Here is a 15664-nt window from a genome sequence, read left to right on the forward strand (position 1 = left end):
ATGGACAGAGTGTGGCTCGTCATCGGATTCCTGGTGTTCTGGGCGGCCCTGATCGGGCTGATCCTGTGGGGGTGGCGCGGACGACAGAAGCGTCAGGCCGACCGTATCGGTGACCTTCCGCCCGTTCCCGCCGACGTGGGGGACGAGTTGATCGCGCCCGTGACCGGCCTGTACGTCGGCAGCACGATTGCACCGAGCTGGCAGGACCGTATTGCCGTGGGCGACATCGGCCACCGCGCAACCGGAACGCTCACGAGGTTCGCCACCGGAATCCTGTTGGACCGCAACGGTGAGTCGCCGATCTGGGTGCCGCAGCGCTCGATCCGTGCCGTGCGGACCGAGCGTGGACTCGCCGGCAAGGTCATGACCAAGGACGGCTTGCTGGTCATCCGATGGGAGCTTCCCACCGGCACCGAGATCGACACCGGCTTTCGGGCCGACGACAAGGACGTCTACCCGACGTGGGTGGATTCGTTCCCACCTGCGCCCGAGACGACAGACGACAAGAAGGAGACAGCGTGAGCGCTCAAGCCGTATTGGTGCTCGAGGACGGCCGGGTTTTTCGCGGAACCTCGTTCGGTGCAGAGGGCTCGACGTTGGGTGAAGCAGTGTTCTGCACCGGGATGACCGGGTACCAGGAAACACTGACCGACCCGAGTTACCACCGACAGATCGTCGTCGCGACCGCCCCCCAGATCGGCAACACCGGGTGGAACGACGAGGACAACGAGTCCGTCGGCCCCGATGGCTCACCGGCTGATTCGAAGATCTGGGTCGCCGGTTACGCCGTACGCAACCCGAGCAGGCGCAGCTCGAATTGGCGCGCCAGCGGCACTCTGGACGCGGAACTGGTTCAACAGGACGTCGTCGGGATCGCGGGCATCGACACCCGCGCGGTGGTGCGCCACCTGCGCACCCGTGGGTCGATGGCCGCCGGCATCTTCTCGGGTGCGGACCTGGCCGACGACGACACCCTGATCGGACGAGTGCGTACGCAGCCCAGCATGCTGGGCGCCGACCTCGCGGGCGAGGTGTCCACCACTGGATCCGGATACGTCGTCGAGCCGGACGGGGACCCTCGCTTCACCGTCGTCGCCGTCGACCTGGGGATCAAGACCAACACTCCGCGCATGTTCGCCCAGCGCGGCATTCGGGTGCATGTCGTCCCGGCGGGAACCACGATCGACCAGGTTCGGGAGCTGAAGCCCGACGGCGTATTCCTGTCCAACGGCCCGGGTGACCCAGCTACCGCCGACCCGACCGTGAGGCTCACGGAGGAAGTACTCGGCGACGGTGTGCCGTTGTTCGGGATCTGCTTCGGAAACCAGATCCTGGGGCGCGCACTGGGATTGGGCACGTACAAGATGAAGTTCGGCCACCGCGGTATGAACATTCCGGTGATCGAACACGGCACCGGTCGCGTCGCCATCACCTCGCAGAATCACGGGTTCGCGCTCGAGGGCGAGGCGGGTGAGGAGTTCGACACTCCGTTCGGACGCGCGGTGGTCAGCCACACCTGCGCCAACGACGGCACCGTCGAAGGCGTTCGGCTACTGAATGATTCGGCGTTCTCGGTGCAGTACCACCCGGAAGCCGCTGCCGGTCCGCACGACGCGGAGTACCTCTTCGACCGCTTCTTCGGTCTCCTCGACAGCAAGAAAGGCGCGCAGTAATGCCACGGCGCACAGACCTCCAGCACATCCTCGTCATCGGCTCGGGGCCGATCGTGATCGGGCAGGCCTGCGAGTTCGACTACTCCGGCACTCAGGCGTGCCGCGTGCTGCGGGCGGAAGGGCTGCGAGTCAGCCTCGTCAACTCCAATCCGGCGACCATCATGACCGACCCCGAGTTCGCCGACGCCACGTACGTCGAGCCGATCAACGCGGAGTTCGTCGAGAAGGTCATCCGCAAGGAAGCGGAGGAGGGACATCCCATCGACGCCGTTCTCGCGACCCTGGGTGGTCAGACGGCACTGAACTGCGCTGTGGCGCTGCACGAGCAGGGCATCCTCGAGAAGTACGACGTGGAACTGATCGGTGCCGATTTCGAGGCGATTCAGCGCGGCGAGGATCGCCAGAAGTTCAAGGACATCGTGGCGAAGGTCGGCGGCGAGAGCGCTCGCTCGCGGGTCTGCTACACCATGGACGAAGTCCACGACACCGTCGCCGAACTCGGCCTCCCCGTCGTCATCCGTCCCAGCTTCACCATGGGCGGTCTCGGTTCCGGAATGGCTTACACCACCGAGGATCTCGACCGGTTGGCCGGCGGCGGTCTGGCCGCCTCGCCGTCCGCGAACGTGCTCATCGAGGAGTCCATCTACGGGTGGAAGGAATACGAACTGGAGTTGATGCGCGACAACCGCGACAACGTGGTGATCGTGTGCTCCATCGAGAACGTCGACCCGATGGGCGTCCACACCGGCGATTCGATGACCGTCGCCCCGGCCATGACGCTCACCGACCGCGAATACCAGACGATGCGCGACCTCGGTATCGCGATTCTGCGCGAGGTCGGCGTGGACACCGGTGGCTGCAACATTCAGTTCGCGATCGACCCGACGGACGGTCGTCTGATCGTCATCGAGATGAATCCCCGAGTGTCACGCTCGAGCGCGCTGGCCTCCAAGGCGACGGGTTTCCCGATCGCCAAGATCGCCGCGAAGCTCGCCGTCGGGTACAGCCTCGACGAGATCGTCAACGACATCACGAAGGAGACGCCGGCGTGTTTCGAGCCGACGCTCGACTACGTGGTGGTCAAGGCTCCCCGTTTCGCGTTCGAGAAGTTCCCCGGCGCAGACACCACCCTCACCACCACGATGAAGTCCGTCGGTGAGGCGATGTCGTTGGGCCGCAACTTCTCCGAGGCGCTCGGCAAGGTTCTCCGCTCGCTCGAGACCAAGGGCGCCGGGTTCTGGACCGTCACCGACACCGCCTTGGCGGGGGACCGCGCGGAAGATCTCGACGCCGTCCTCGCCGACCTGAAGGTGCCCACCGAGGGCCGGATCTACGACGTGGAACTGGCCTTGCGTCTCGGCGGCACCGTCGAGCAGGTCGCTGCGGCGTCCGGTATCGACCCGTGGTTCGTCGACGTCGTGCTCGGGCTCGTCGAACTTCGCCAGGAACTCGTCGAGTCGCCGGTGGTCGACGAATATTTGCTCCGCCGCGCCAAGAATGCCGGGCTGTCCGATCGGCAGATCGCGGCACTGCGCCCCGAACTGGCTGGCGAGAACGGGGTGCGATCGCTCCGACACCGGCTCGGCGTTCGTCCGGTCTACAAGACCGTCGACACCTGTGCGGCCGAGTTCGAAGCAAAGACGCCGTATCACTACTCGACGTACGAGCTCGACCCGTCGGCCGAGTCCGAGGTGGCCCCGCAGACCGAGCGCGGCAAGGTGCTGATCCTCGGGTCGGGTCCCAACCGCATCGGTCAGGGCATCGAATTCGACTACTCCTGCGTGCACGCTGCGACCACGTTGTCCGAAGCCGGATACGAGACCGTGATGGTCAACTGCAACCCGGAGACCGTGTCCACCGACTACGACACCGCCGACCGGCTGTACTTCGAGCCGTTGACATTCGAGGACGTGCTCGAGGTCTACATGGCCGAGGCGGAATCCGGGCAAGGTGGCCCCGGCGTCGTCGGCGTGATCGTGCAGCTCGGCGGTCAGACGCCGCTCGGTCTCGCGCAGCGTCTGGCCGACGCCGGGGTTCCGATCGTCGGTACGTCCCCGGAAGCGATCGACCTGGCCGAGGACCGCGCCGAGTTCGGCGAGGTACTCGCCGCCGCGGGACTGCCCGCCGCCAAGTTCGGCACGGCCATCACGTTCGACGGGGCCAAGCGCATCGCGGCCGAGATCGGCTACCCCGTGCTGGTGCGGCCGTCGTACGTTCTCGGCGGGCGCGGTATGGAGATCGTCTACGACGAGGCGTCCCTCGACGACTACATCTCTCGGGCAACCGAACTCACCCCGGAACATCCCGTACTCGTCGACCGGTTCCTTGAGGACGCGATCGAGATCGACGTCGACGCACTGTGCGACGGGACCGACGTCTTCATCGGCGGCGTGATGGAGCACATCGAGGAAGCCGGCATCCACTCCGGCGACTCGGCGTGTGCCTTGCCGCCGATCACGTTGGGCCGCACGGACATCGACGCCGTGCGCAGGTCTACGGAAGCGTTGGCTCACGGCATCGGCGTGCGCGGTCTGCTCAACGTGCAGTACGCGCTGAAAGACGACGTTCTCTACGTCCTCGAAGCGAATCCACGCGCGTCGCGGACGGTTCCCTTCGTGTCGAAGGCCACGGCGGTGCCGCTCGCGAAGGCGGCGGCGCGAATCATGCTGGGGGAGACCATCGCCGACCTGCGCGCTTCGGGTGTGCTACCGGCCGAAGGCGACGGAGGACACGCCCTGTTCGACGCTCCGGTCGCCGTGAAGGAAGCGGTGCTGCCCTTCAATCGCTTCCGCAAGGCGGACGGCAGCGGAGTCGACACTCTGCTCTCGCCGGAGATGAAGTCGACCGGCGAGGTGATGGGCATCGACGCCGACTTCGGCACCGCCTTCGCCAAGTCGCAGACCGCAGCGTACGGCTCCCTCCCGACCACGGGAGCGATCTTCGTCTCGATCGCCAACCGCGACAAGCGCTCCATGGTGTTCCCGGTCAAGCGTCTCGCCGACCTCGGGTTCCGCATCCTGGCCACCATAGGTACCGCGGAAATGCTGCGACGCAACGGTATTGCCAGCGAAGTCGTGCACAAGCACTCCGACACGATCGAGGAGGGCGAACGCACGATCGTCGATCTGATCCGGGCCGGGGAAGTCGACATGGTGTTCAACACACCGTTCGGCAACTCGGGCCCCCGCGTCGACGGGTACGAGATCCGCAGCGCCGCGGTGGCACGCAACATCCCCTGCATCACCACCGTGCAGGGCGCCGCTGCAGCGGTTCAGGGCATCGAGGCATCCATGCGCGGCAACATCGGAGTTCGGTCGCTGCAGGACCTGCACAGCTCGATCACGTCGCCGGTCGCATGACCTGGGTACGGCGACTGCGCGGCGCGGTTGCCGAGCACGGGCGCCTGTGCGTGGGGATCGACCCGCATCCGGGTCTGCTCGACGCATGGGGGCTCGGCGACACGGTCGATGGGCTCGGCTCGTTCTCAAACGCGTGCGTGGAGGCGTTCGCCGGCCACGTGGGCATCGTCAAGCCGCAGGTGGCCTTCTTCGAACGCTTCGGATCCGCAGGGATCGCCGTGCTGGAGCGAACGATCGCCGGTCTCCGATCGGCCGGCACCCTGGTGCTCTCCGACGCCAAGCGAGGTGACATCGGTACGACGTTGGATGCCTACGCCTCCGCGTGGCTCGGCTCGACGTCACCGCTGCGATCGGACGCGGTGACGTTGTCTCCGTACCTGGGTGTGGGGGCGCTCGCCCCGGCGATCGAGCGTGCTGCTGCTCACCAGAGCGGTGTGTTCGTGCTTGCTCGGACGTCGAACGCGGACGGCACCGCGGTTCAGACCGCCGTCGATTCGGGCGGTGTCTCGGTGGCGCAGCACGTCGTCGACGAAGCCGCACGGTGGAATGCCGGGTTGGGAGACGAGACGGTCGGGCTCGTGGTCGGCGCCACCCGCGGGCACGGACTCGACGTGACCGCGTTCGGCGGTCCCATCCTGGCGCCCGGGCTCGGCGCCCAGGGGGCCACCGTGCTCGATCTCGCCGAGATCTTCCCCGACACGCGAGAGTTGTTGCTGCCCAGCTCTTCTCGTGACATTCTCCGATACGGACCCGCGACCGCCGATCTGCGGGCGGCCGCGCACCGCGTGCGGGACGACGTCGAACGAGCGCTCTCCTAGCCCACCGACGAGGGCCGAAGAAGGGCGGGGGTCGAGTTCGCCAAGGCCCGCGGGGATCGGTACGGTCGCAAACGCCGCTGGGAAACCGGTGGTCGAGCATCGATCGACGAACGCATGTCCAGATGGAGGAACCGTGGCCCTTCCCGTACTGACCGACGAGCAGCGTGCTGCTGCTCTGCAGAAGGCGGCTGCGGCGCGTCGTGCCAGGGCCGAGCTCAAGGACCGTCTCAAGCGCGGCGGAACCGACCTCAAGCAGGTCCTGAAGGACGCCGAGGACGACGAGATCCTCGGCAAGATGAAGGTGTCCGCTCTGCTGGAGGCGCTGCCGAAGGTGGGCAAGGTCAAGGCTCAAGAAATCATGACCGAGCTCGAGATCGCCCCGACTCGTCGCCTCCGCGGCCTCGGCGACCGTCAGCGCAAGGCGCTGCTCGCCAGGTTCGATTTCGAAGCCTGACGTAGCGGTGACCGCCAGCGGTGAAACGAAGGGTCGACTGGTCGTTCTGGCCGGTCCGTCCGCCGTCGGCAAATCCAGCGTCGTCAAGCAGGTTCGTGACCGACTTCCGAATTTGCACTTCAGTGTTTCGGCCACCACACGCGCCCCGCGTCCGGGTGAAGTCGACGGACGCGATTACTGGTTCGTCGGCAACGACGAGTTCGACCGCATGATCGCCGACGGCGAACTGCTCGAATGGGCCGAGATCCACGGAGGTCTGCAACGCAGTGGCACCCCCGCCGCACCTGTCCGAGCGGCGCTGGACTCGGGGGAGCCGGTCCTCCTCGAAGTGGATCTGGCCGGCGCGCGCTCGGTTCGCGAGGTTGCGCCGGATGCGCTCCTGGTGTTTCTCGCACCGCCTGACTGGGAGACTCTGGTCTCCCGGCTGACCGGCCGAGGCACCGAACCGGCCGACGTGATCGAACGAAGGTTGGCGACGGCGCAGGTCGAATTGGCCGCGCAAACGGAGTTCGACACGACCATCGTGAACCACGATGTCGCGAGTGCGTGCGACGAGTTGGTATCCTTGTTGGTCGGTGGTCGGTCGGAAGTGCGCTAGCCGCGTTCCGCCCGGTGCTCCGGCCCTGCTAGACGCACGATTTCGAAGTCCCTAGGAGCATATTCAGTGAGCAGTCCCGTAGCGAACGTGTCCGATTCGGCGTCCCGTTCCGAGGTGCCGGCATACGACACCCCGCTCGGTATCACCAACCCTCCGATCGACGAGTTGCTCGAGCGCACGTCGTCGAAGTACGCCCTGGTGATCTACGCGGCCAAGCGCGCGCGTCAGATCAACGACTACTACAACCAGCTCGGTGACGGCATTCTCGAGTACGTCGGCCCGCTCGTCGAGCCGGGTCTGCAGGAGAAGCCGCTCTCCATCGCGCTGCGCGAGATCCACGCCGACCTTCTCGAGCACGTCGAAGGCGAGTGAGTCCCCACTCCATGACCATGGCGGGCGCAGGCGACGGTCGGCGTGGCCGCCATGTCGTCGTCGGCGTCGGCGGGGGCATCGCGGCCTACAAGGCATGCGCCCTCATCCGAGCGTTCAGCGAAGCGGGGGACAGCGTCCGGGTCATCCCCACCGAGTCGGCTCTGCAGTTCGTCGGCCGCGCCACCTTCGAGGCTCTGTCGGGAAACCCGGTCCACACCGGTGTGTTCGCGGATGTGCCCGAAGTGCCGCACGTGCGGCTGGGGCAGCAGGCTGACCTCGTGGTGATCGCGCCGGCCACCGCCGATCTGCTCTCACGCGCCGCGACGGGCCGCGCAGACGATCTGCTCACGGCCACCTTGCTGACGGCTCGGTGTCCGGTGGTCTTCGCGCCCGCCATGCACACCGAGATGTGGGAGCACCCCGCCACGGTGGCCAATGTGCAGACGTTGCGCAGTCGGGGAGCCGTCGTGATCGAGCCTGCTTCGGGGCGCCTCACCGGCCGCGACACCGGCGCCGGTCGACTCCCCGACACCGACGAGATCGTCGCGCTCGCCCGGCTGTTGCTCGAGCGTCCCGACGCCTTGCGCCGCGATCTGGTCGGCCGCAAGATCGTCGTGTCGGCCGGCGGTACCCGTGAACCCCTCGATCCGGTTCGTTTCCTCGGCAACCGCAGCAGCGGCAAGCAGGGCTACGCACTCGCCCGTGTCGCCGCGCAGCGCGGAGCCGAGGTAACCCTGGTGTCGGGCTTCACCGCCGACTTGGTGGCTCCCGCCGCCGTGGACGTCGTCCACGTCAAGACGGCGTCGGACATGCGCGCCGCCGTCGACAAGTGCGCCGCGGGTGCCGACGCCGTGGTGATGGCAGCCGCAGTCGCCGATTTCCGTCCGACCACGCTGGCCACGAGCAAGATCAAGAAAGGTGCGGGTGAGCCCGACACCATCCCACTGACCCGCAACGACGACATCCTTGCCGGGTTGGTCGAGGCGCGCGGCGACGGCCGGCTGCCCGCCGATCTCGTGATCGTCGGATTCGCTGCGGAGACCGGTGACCAGCACGGTGACGTTCTGACGCATGCGCGGGCCAAACTGGCTCGCAAGGGCTGCGATCTGTTGGTGGTGAACGCAGTCGGAGAAGGCAAAGCATTCGAGATGGAAGACAACGACGGGTGGATGCTGTCCGCCGACGGGTCCGAGTCCGCCCTCGAACACGGGTCGAAGGCCCTGCTGTCCTCTCGCGTGCTCGACGCCGTCGGTGGATTGCTCACGCCCCGAACGGGGTAGCAGAGATTTGTGCAGCGTGATCCCGGGTCTGCCGACTGTCGGTGATCACGTCTACTGTTCCTTGGGGGTTTCACCCCCACCAGTTCCAGCCATCAGCAGCGAGAGGGAGTTCCGTTGAGCAAGGCCGGCAGTCGACTATTCACCAGTGAGTCCGTGACGGAGGGTCACCCGGACAAGATCTGTGACGCGATCAGTGACTCCATTCTGGACGCCCTGCTCACCGAGGACCCGCGAGCGCGCGTCGCGGTGGAGACACTGGTGACCACAGGTCAGGTGCACGTCGCCGGCGAGGTCAACACCACGGCGTACGCCGACATCCCGCACATCGTGCGCGAGAAGGTACTCGAGATCGGGTACGACTCGTCTGCCAAGGGCTTCGACGGCAACTCCTGCGGCGTCAACGTCGCCATCGGAGCGCAGTCGCCGGAGATCGCGCAGGGTGTGGACAACGCCTACGAGTCGCGCGTCGAGGGCCTGACCGACGACGAGATCGACCGTCAGGGTGCCGGCGATCAGGGCCTGATGTTCGGCTACGCCATCAAGGACACGCCCGAGCTCATGCCGCTGCCGATCGCACTGGCACACCGCCTCGCCCGCCGTCTGACCGAGGTCCGCAAGACCGAGGTGCTTCCGTACCTGCGACCCGACGGCAAGACCCAGGTCACCATCGAATACGAGGGCAACAAGGCAGTGCGCCTCGACACCGTCGTGGTGTCCACCCAGCACGCCGCCGACATCGATCTCGACAAGATGCTCACGCCCGACATCCGCCAGCACGTGGTCGACGCCGTGCTCGCCGAACTCGCCCACGACTCGCTCGACACTTCCGACGTCCGGTTGCTCGTCAACCCGACCGGCAAGTTCGTGCTCGGCGGACCGATGGGGGACGCCGGCTTGACCGGACGCAAGATCATCGTCGACACCTACGGCGGCTGGGCTCGCCATGGCGGCGGTGCGTTCTCCGGCAAGGATCCGTCGAAGGTCGACCGCAGTGCCGCGTACGCCATGCGGTGGGTCGCCAAGAACGTCGTTGCCGCGGACCTCGCCGAGCGCGTGGAGGTCCAGGTTGCCTACGCCATCGGCAAGGCGGCGCCGGTCGGGCTGTTCGTCGAGACGTTCGGAACCGAGACGGTCGATCCGGCCAAGATCCAGAAGGCCATCACCGAGGTCTTCGACCTGCGACCGGGCGCGATCATCCGGGACCTGGATCTGCTGCGACCGATCTACGCTCCGACCGCCGCATACGGCCACTTCGGCCGTACCGACATCGACCTCCCGTGGGAGAACACCGACCGCGCGGACAAGCTGCGCTCCGCCGTGGGCGCATAGAACCGCTTGGCCGAGACAACCGGCTCGGCACTGCCGATCGCCAGGGTGCTGCCGATGCTGGCCCTGGCGCATCTGGATCGCGAGTTCGACTACCTGGTTCCGGCCGAGCTGGACGAGCAGGCTCAGCCCGGTGTTCGGGTGCGGGTGCGTTTCGCCGGTCGTCTGGTCGACGGATTCGTTCTCGATCGCATCGCGGTCAGCGAGCATCCGGGCAAGCTGGGCACGCTCGACAAGGTGGTCTCACCCGAGCGTGTCCTCACTCCCGACATCGCGGCGTTGGTCGCCGCCGTGGCGGCCCGCTACGCCGGAACACGGTCGGACGTGCTGCGGTTGGCCATCCCCCCGCGGCACGCACGAGTGGAGGGGGAGCCAGCCCCCGAACAACCCGTCGTGACCGATCCGGTCGTGAACTCCGGTGCGTGGGCCGCGTACGACCATGGGACAGAGTTCCTGGCCGCCGTGCGAGACGGTCGCGGGCCGCGCGCAGTGTGGCAAGCCCGCCCCGGTGAAATCTGGGCCGAGCGGCTCGCCGAACTTGCAGCAGTCACGGCGGCTACCGGTAGAACGTCGCTCGTCATCGTTCCGGACCAACGCGACCTCGACCGTGTCGCTGCGACATGTGTGGCTCTGGTAGGCAAAGAACCAGTGGTCGCCCTGGCGGCCGGACTCGGTCCGGCGGCGCGATACCGTCGCTGGCTTGCGGTGCTGCGCGGTAGCGCTCGGATCGTGATCGGTACTCGCAGTGCCGTCTTCGCTCCGCTCGCGGACCTCGGACTGGTCGCCGTCTGGGACGACGGCGACGACAGCCACTCCGAACCGCGAGCACCCTATCCACACGCGCGCGAGGTGGCGTTGTTGCGGGCGCACGGCTCCGGCTGCGCCGCTGTGGTCGGCGGGGTGGCCCGCACGGCCGAGGCTCAGGCACTGGCCGACTCCGGCTGGGCCCACGACCTGGTGGCAACGCGCGACGTCGTACGCGCGAGCGCACCGAAGATCACCGCCCTGGCCGACAGCGACCATGCCCTCGCTCGCGACCCGGGCGCTCGTGCGGCTCGGCTTCCCGGCATTGCGTTCGCCGCTGCGAGGGCCGCTCTCGGCGCGGGACACGGTGTCCTGGTTCAGGTTCCACGACGCGGATACGTGCCCTCGTTGGCGTGCGGCAAGTGCCGCACACCCGCGCGCTGCCGACGCTGCCACGGCCCCCTCGCGCTTCCGGCGGCGGTAGGGCCGGACGGTTCCGGGACCCCCACCTGCAAGTGGTGCGGCATCGCCGACTCGATGTTCCGATGCCCGACCTGCGGTTCGCGAGCCCTTCGCGCGGTGGTGGTGGGAGCGGGGCGAACCGCGGAAGAACTGGGCCGAGCGTTCGCCGGCGTCACCGTGCGCATGTCGGGTGGCGCATCCGTCCTCGACGAAGTGCCCGCCGGACCCAGTCTCGTGGTCGCCACCGTCGGAGCGGAGCCGGTGATGCCGGGTGGGTACGGCGCTGCCCTCCTCCTGGACGGGTGGGCGTTGCTCGGCCGGGCCGACCTTCGGGCGACGGAAGAGACGCTGCGCCGCTGGATGAATGCCTCGACCCTGGTCAAACCCCATGGTGAAGGCGGCGAGGTCGTGGTGGTGGCCGATTCGTCGCTCCCCACGGTGCAGGGGTTGGTGCGGTGGGACCCGGTCGGTCGGGCGCGCGCCGAACTGGCCGAACGGGCGGAAGTACTGCTGCCCCCTGCCGTCCACCTCGCCGCGATCGACGGGTCGTCCGAGGCCCTCGCGCAACTGCTGGAGCAGGCCGAACTGCCGGAGTCGGCTGAGGTTCTGGGGCCGGTGGACCTTCCAGGCGGAGAATCCATGCCCGGCGCGGACACCGGGCCGGTGGAGCGGATGCTGGTGCGAGTGCCCCGCGCGTCGGGTGGCGCGTTGGCGAGAGCACTCGCCGAATCGCGCGCTCTCCTGGGAGCGAAGAAGTCCACCGCAGCGCTGCGCGTGCAGATCGACCCCGTCCGCATAGGCTGAGCTGTCCCGTCCCGACCCGAGAATGAGGATCTGTTTTCGTGCGCATCGTGTTCGCCGGCACACCGGACCCCGCTCTGCCGTCTCTGGCTGCGCTGATCGCGTCACCGCGACACGACGTCGTCGCCGTGGTGACCAGACCCGACACGGTCGCCGGTCGCGGCCGGAAGGCGTCCAGATCACCGGTGGCTCTGCTGGCGGACGAACACGCGATCCCGGTGCTGACGCCCGCCACAGCGTCGGACCCCGAGTTCCTTGCCGCGCTGACCGATCTGGCGCCCGACTGCTGCCCCGTGGTGGCCTACGGCTCCCTGCTGCCGCGGTCGATTCTCGACGTTCCGCGGTTCGGGTGGGTCAACCTGCACTTCTCGTTGCTGCCGGCGTGGCGCGGCGCCGCCCCGGTTCAGGCGGCCATCGCAGCGGGTGACGAGCTCACGGGCGCGTCGACGTTCCTGCTCGAGCAAGGGATGGACACCGGCCCGGTGTTCGGCGTGATGACCGAGCGCATTCGGCCCGACGACACCACCGGTTCGCTGCTGTCTCGGCTCGCCGAGGGTGGAGCAACGCTTCTCGAGTCGACGCTCGACGGGATAGCGGACGGCACGGTCACCGCCGTTCCGCAGAGCACCGACGGGGTGTCGGCGGCGCCGAAGGTCACCACGGAGTCGGCGCACGTCGACTGGTCCGCGCCCGCCCACGCCGTCGACCGTCTCATTCGATCGGTCACCCCCGCACCCGGTGCGTGGACCGAGATCGGCGATACGCGCATCAAGCTCGGACCGGTCACGATCGTCGACGAGGCCCTGCCCGTGGGCGCCGTCGACGTCCGTCGTAAGGCGGTACTGATCGGAACGGCAAGCAGCGCAGTGCAACTCGGTACCGTTCAGCCTCCCGGTAAGAAACCGATGGTGGCGAGCGACTGGGCCCGAGGTGCACGGCTCGGAGAATCGGTGACGGCGCGATGAGCGAGAACAAAGCGGGCAGCTCCCCGGGGCGACGGGGCAAGGGCCGCGGGACCAACCGACCGAAGCAACCGTCACGGCCCAACCCGTCCGACGCCGCACTCGACCCCGCTCGGCTGGCCGCGCGCGATGTGCTGCGCGCTGTCCGCGAACGGGAGGCCTACGCCAACCTGGTTCTGCCCGGGCTCCTGCGTGAGCGTCGACTCGACGCCCGCGACAGCGCACTGGCCACCGAACTGGCGTACGGGACTTCCCGCGCCCGCGGGGTTCTCGACCCGGTCATCGCGCATGCCGCCGGGCGCGACGCGTCCGAGATCGACGGTCCGTTGATGGACGTGCTGCGACTAGGGGCCTATCAGTTGCTGCGAACGAGGGTCGCCCCGCACGCCGCGGTCGCCACGTCCGTCGACCTCGTGCGCAGCGAGTTCGGGCCGGGGCAGGCAGGTTTCGTCAACGCCGTGCTCCGGCGAGTGTCCGAACGCAGCGCGGACGAGTGGACCGCGTTGCTCGCGCCGTCGGCCGAGAAGGATCCGGTGGGCCACCTCGCCTTCGCGCATGCGCACCCCGCGTGGATCGCGCAGGCGTTCTCGAATTCCCTCGGTGCCGACGCCGCCGAGCTCGAGGACGCGCTGACCGCCGACGACGCCCGACCCGCCGTGCATCTCGTTGCGCGGCCAGGAGAGATCTCGGCAGAAGAACTTGCCCTGGTGACCGGCGGAGAGGTGGGCCGGTGGTCGCCCTACGCGGTGTATCTGGACGGCGGTGACCCGGGGCGTCTCGACGCCGTCCGCGACGGGCTGGCCGCCGTGCAGGACGAGGGCAGCCAACTGGTGGCGCGGGCATTGACCGTGGCTCCGCTCGACGGTCCGGACGGCGGACGGTGGCTCGACCTCTGTGCCGGCCCCGGCGGCAAAGCCGCCCTTCTCGGAGCGTTGGCGGCCATCGAGGGACACCGAGTCGACGCGGTGGAACCGTCCGAGCATCGTGCGGAACTGGTGCGTAAGACGGCGCGCGATCTGCCCGTCGACGTCCATGTGGTCGACGGCCGCGAATCGGGCCTGACGCCCGGCTACGACCGGATTCTGGTCGACGCACCGTGCACCGGGCTGGGGGCGTTGCGCCGCCGGCCCGAGGCCAGATGGCGTCGACAGCCGTCCGACGTGGCCGCACTGGTGAAGCTGCAACGCGAACTGCTGGCTGCCGCAGTAGCTTTGGTGCGTCCGGGGGGTGTGGTGCTGTATTCGACCTGTTCGCCGCATCTGTCCGAGACCATGGGTGTGGTGGCCGACGCGGTTCGTCGTCACGGTGTTCAGCAGCTCGACACCCGCGAGCTCGTGGCGGGCGTACCCGACCTCGGTTCCGGGCCGCACGTGCAGTTGTGGCCCCACCGTCAGGGGACCGACGCGATGTTCATGGCGGCGCTGCGGGTGCCGGCCGGGGCAGGTACAACTGATTGATGGAGATGTCGCGCGTGGGGTCGTGCCTTCTCCTCGCCGTCTTTCTCGCGGCCTGTTCCGCACAGCCGGCGCCGCCCGCGGCTCCGGTCACCGTGGTATCCGCGCCGGCGCAAGCAGCCGTCGCGGTGATCGGTGACTCGTTCTCCGCGGGTTCGGACAACGACGTCGTCTGGCCCGAAGTCCTCGCCGAGCGGTACGGCTGGGGCCTCGAGAACGCGAGCCAGGGTGGTGCAGGTTACGTTGCGGGAGACGGTGTTCTGGGCACATTCACCGATCAGGTCGACGCGGTGGTCGCGAACCCGGTCGATGTCGTGCTCGTCGTCGGCAGCGAGAACGACGTCGACGCCGACCCGAGCGCGGTCGGCGTCGCCGCGTCGGACCTCTACCGCCGACTCGAACTCGAGGCGCCCTCTGCACGTGTCGTGGTGATCGGTCCGATCTGGAGCGTGGGTGACCCTCCGCCCGAACTCACTCCTGTGGGAGACGCAGTCCGATCCGCAGCGGAGAGTGCACAACTGAGCTATGTCGACCCTCTGCCGTTGCGGTGGCTCGCCGATCCGACGCTGATCCAGGACGACGGTGACCATCCCACCGACGCCGGGCAGGCCCAGCTCGCCGACGACATCGCGGACGCTCTCGAACGCGTGGACCAGGACCTACTAGGCTGACCGCTCGTGGCCCAACCGATGATCGCCCCCTCGATACTGTCCGCCGACTTCGCCCGCCTCGCCGACGAAGCGGCAGCCGTGCACGGGTCCGAATGGCTGCACGTCGACGTCATGGACGCGCACTTCGTTCCGAACCTGACCCTGGGCCTGCCCGTCGTGAAGTCCCTTCTGGCCGCGACGGACATTCCGCTCGACTGTCATCTCATGATCGACGACCCGGGCCGATGGGCGCCGCCCTACGCCGAAGCCGGCGCATACAACGTCACGTTCCACGCCGAGGCGACCGACGACCCGATCGCCGTGGCGAAGGACATCCGCGCCGCCGGTGCTCGTGCGGGGCTGTCCATCAAACCGAACACACCGATCGAGCCGTACCTCGAGATCCTGAAGAACTTCGACACGCTTCTCGTGATGAGCGTCGAACCAGGCTTCGGCGGGCAGAGCTTCATCGACGCCGTGCTCGACAAGGCACGCGCGGTACGTCGCCTGGTCGATTCGGGTGAGCTGAACCTGGTCGTCGAGATCGACGGCGGCATCAACGCCGACACCATCACCGCCGCCGCCGAAGCCGGCGTCGACTGCTTCGTCGCCGGGTCGGCCGTTTACAACACCGACGACCCGGCCGCCGCGGTGGCGTCGTTGCGTGCCGCCGCTGCCGCTGCCTCTCCGCACCTCACCCTGGCCTGAGCG

At 68.1% G+C, this 15664-nt stretch carries 14 protein-coding genes; all 14 read left to right on the forward strand.

What is annotated here, in order from left to right:
- The 14 genes from IEW02_RS12120 to rpe all read left to right on the forward strand — a co-directional run bounded on the left by IEW02_RS12120 (position 1) and on the right by rpe (position 15661).
- Positions 1–522, forward strand: coding sequence for a PH-like domain-containing protein (locus IEW02_RS12120; protein WP_188545008.1), 522 nt, complete (start codon positions 1–3; stop codon positions 520–522).
- A complete protein-coding gene (gene carA / locus IEW02_RS12125) occupies positions 519–1673 on the forward strand; it encodes a glutamine-hydrolyzing carbamoyl-phosphate synthase small subunit (protein WP_188545361.1) in 1155 nt (384 codons plus the stop codon). The genes IEW02_RS12120 and carA overlap by 4 nt, the downstream gene beginning before the upstream one ends.
- Positions 1673–5032, forward strand: a complete 3360-nt coding sequence (gene carB / locus IEW02_RS12130; protein ID WP_188545009.1) for a carbamoyl-phosphate synthase large subunit — start codon at positions 1673–1675, stop codon at positions 5030–5032. Before carA ends, carB begins: the two co-directional genes overlap by 1 nt.
- Positions 5029–5850, forward strand: coding sequence for an orotidine-5'-phosphate decarboxylase (pyrF, locus tag IEW02_RS12135; protein ID WP_188545010.1), 822 nt, complete (start codon positions 5029–5031; stop codon positions 5848–5850). Before carB ends, pyrF begins: the two co-directional genes overlap by 4 nt.
- A gap of 133 nt (positions 5851–5983) precedes the next feature.
- The gene (gene mihF / locus IEW02_RS12140) at positions 5984–6304 is read left to right on the forward strand and encodes an integration host factor, actinobacterial type (RefSeq protein ID WP_188545011.1); all 321 of its coding nucleotides are present in this window, start codon (positions 5984–5986) and stop codon (positions 6302–6304) included.
- A gap of 7 nt (positions 6305–6311) precedes the next feature.
- Positions 6312–6902 carry a guanylate kinase gene (gmk, locus tag IEW02_RS12145; RefSeq protein WP_229745958.1) on the forward strand — a complete coding sequence of 197 codons (591 nt, stop codon included), beginning with the start codon at positions 6312–6314 and terminating at the stop codon, positions 6900–6902.
- 87 nt (positions 6903–6989) lie between these two features.
- Positions 6990–7274, forward strand: coding sequence for a DNA-directed RNA polymerase subunit omega (rpoZ, locus tag IEW02_RS12150; RefSeq protein ID WP_188545319.1), 285 nt, complete (start codon positions 6990–6992; stop codon positions 7272–7274).
- Between the two features lie 11 nt (positions 7275–7285).
- Positions 7286–8554, forward strand: a complete 1269-nt coding sequence (gene coaBC, locus IEW02_RS12155) for a bifunctional phosphopantothenoylcysteine decarboxylase/phosphopantothenate--cysteine ligase CoaBC (protein WP_188545320.1) — start codon at positions 7286–7288, stop codon at positions 8552–8554.
- A gap of 114 nt (positions 8555–8668) precedes the next feature.
- Positions 8669–9883 carry a methionine adenosyltransferase gene (gene metK / locus IEW02_RS12160; protein ID WP_188545012.1) on the forward strand — a complete coding sequence of 405 codons (1215 nt, stop codon included), beginning with the start codon at positions 8669–8671 and terminating at the stop codon, positions 9881–9883.
- Positions 9884–9937: 54 nt separating this feature from the next.
- A complete protein-coding gene (locus IEW02_RS12165; RefSeq protein ID WP_188545321.1) occupies positions 9938–11890 on the forward strand; it encodes a primosomal protein N' in 1953 nt (650 codons plus the stop codon).
- 38 nt (positions 11891–11928) lie between these two features.
- Complete coding sequence (fmt, locus tag IEW02_RS12170; RefSeq protein ID WP_188545013.1) at positions 11929–12852, forward strand: methionyl-tRNA formyltransferase; 924 nt, start codon at positions 11929–11931, stop codon at positions 12850–12852.
- The gene (locus IEW02_RS12175; protein ID WP_188545014.1) at positions 12849–14306 is read left to right on the forward strand and encodes an RsmB/NOP family class I SAM-dependent RNA methyltransferase; all 1458 of its coding nucleotides are present in this window, start codon (positions 12849–12851) and stop codon (positions 14304–14306) included. The genes fmt and IEW02_RS12175 overlap by 4 nt, the downstream gene beginning before the upstream one ends.
- Positions 14306–14974, forward strand: a complete 669-nt coding sequence (locus tag IEW02_RS12180) for an SGNH/GDSL hydrolase family protein (protein ID WP_188545015.1) — start codon at positions 14306–14308, stop codon at positions 14972–14974. Before IEW02_RS12175 ends, IEW02_RS12180 begins: the two co-directional genes overlap by 1 nt.
- Positions 14975–14980: 6 nt before the next feature.
- Complete coding sequence (gene rpe / locus IEW02_RS12185; protein ID WP_188545016.1) at positions 14981–15661, forward strand: ribulose-phosphate 3-epimerase; 681 nt, start codon at positions 14981–14983, stop codon at positions 15659–15661.
- Positions 15662–15664: the final 3 nt, after the last annotated feature.

Origin of the sequence: Rhodococcoides trifolii (assembly GCF_014635345.1) — a bacterium.
Classification (GTDB): domain Bacteria; phylum Actinomycetota; class Actinomycetes; order Mycobacteriales; family Mycobacteriaceae; genus Rhodococcoides; species Rhodococcoides trifolii.

Coding starts and splice junctions, on each gene's coding strand:
- IEW02_RS12120 (WP_188545008.1), top strand. CDS start 1: ATGGACAGAGTGTGGCTCGTCATCGGATTCCTGGTGTTCTGGGCGGCC.
- pyrF (WP_188545010.1), top strand. CDS start 5,029: ATGACCTGGGTACGGCGACTGCGCGGCGCGGTTGCCGAGCACGGGCGC.
- IEW02_RS12165 (WP_188545321.1), top strand. CDS start 9,938: ATGCTGGCCCTGGCGCATCTGGATCGCGAGTTCGACTACCTGGTTCCG.
- coaBC (WP_188545320.1), top strand. CDS start 7,286: ATGACCATGGCGGGCGCAGGCGACGGTCGGCGTGGCCGCCATGTCGTC.
- carB (WP_188545009.1), top strand. CDS start 1,673: ATGCCACGGCGCACAGACCTCCAGCACATCCTCGTCATCGGCTCGGGG.
- IEW02_RS12175 (WP_188545014.1), top strand. CDS start 12,849: ATGAGCGAGAACAAAGCGGGCAGCTCCCCGGGGCGACGGGGCAAGGGC.
- IEW02_RS12180 (WP_188545015.1), top strand. CDS start 14,306: ATGGAGATGTCGCGCGTGGGGTCGTGCCTTCTCCTCGCCGTCTTTCTC.